The sequence below is a fragment of the Candidatus Pseudoscillospira sp. SGI.172 genome (assembly GCF_050313575.1).
In the GTDB taxonomy this organism is placed as follows: domain Bacteria; phylum Bacillota; class Clostridia; order Oscillospirales; family Oscillospiraceae; genus Vermiculatibacterium.
This window is the reverse complement of record NZ_JBNPLQ010000085.1, coordinates 1-667: the sequence shown is the minus strand read 5'-3', so window position 1 is coordinate 667 and position 667 is coordinate 1. Positions and strand designations below refer to the sequence as shown.

Here is a 667-nt window from a genome sequence, read left to right as displayed (position 1 = left end):
GCCCGCACCATCTTCTTCATGAGAAGAGAGGGGCGGTATTTGGAATCACCGGTCTCGGTGTAAAGCGTGTTCATGATGGCCAGGCACACGTCCAGGCCGACGAGGTCGCCCAGCTCCAGGGGGCCCATGGGATGATTCGCGCCCAGCTTCATCGCCTTGTCCACGTCCTCCACGCTGGCCACGCCGGAGTACACCAGCTCGCAGCCCTCGTTGATGAGGGGGATCAGGATGCGGTTGACCACAAAGCCCGGGGCCTCGTTGACGGTGACAGGCTCCTTGCCCACCTCGGAAGAGAGGGCGAACACAGTGTTGTAGGTCTCGTCGGAGGTCTTGGCGCCCCGGATGACCTCGATGAGCTTCATCACGGTGGCGGGGTTGAAGAAGTGCATGCCGATGACCTTCTCCGGCCGCTTGGTGGCTCCGCCGATCTCGGTGAGAGACAGAGAGGAGGTGTTGGAGGCCAGGATGGTCTCCGGCTTGCAGATGTTGTCCAGATCGGCGAAGATCTGCTTCTTGATGGCGGGATTCTCGGTGGCGGCCTCGACGACCAGGTCGGCGTCGGCGGCATCCTCCAGCTTGGTGGTGAAGGTCACGTTGGCCAGGATGGCGGCCTTTTTGGCCTCATCCATCTTGCCCTTGGACACCAGTTTGTCCAGGCCCTTGTTCA

General features: G+C 61.8%; 1 protein-coding gene. It reads right to left on the bottom strand.

The genetic code is table 11. The features are described from left to right. Nucleotides 1-667 (bottom strand): 3-hydroxyacyl-CoA dehydrogenase NAD-binding domain-containing protein (locus tag ACQRD3_RS13560; RefSeq protein WP_427781747.1); only part of this gene is annotated, 667 nt, incomplete at both ends.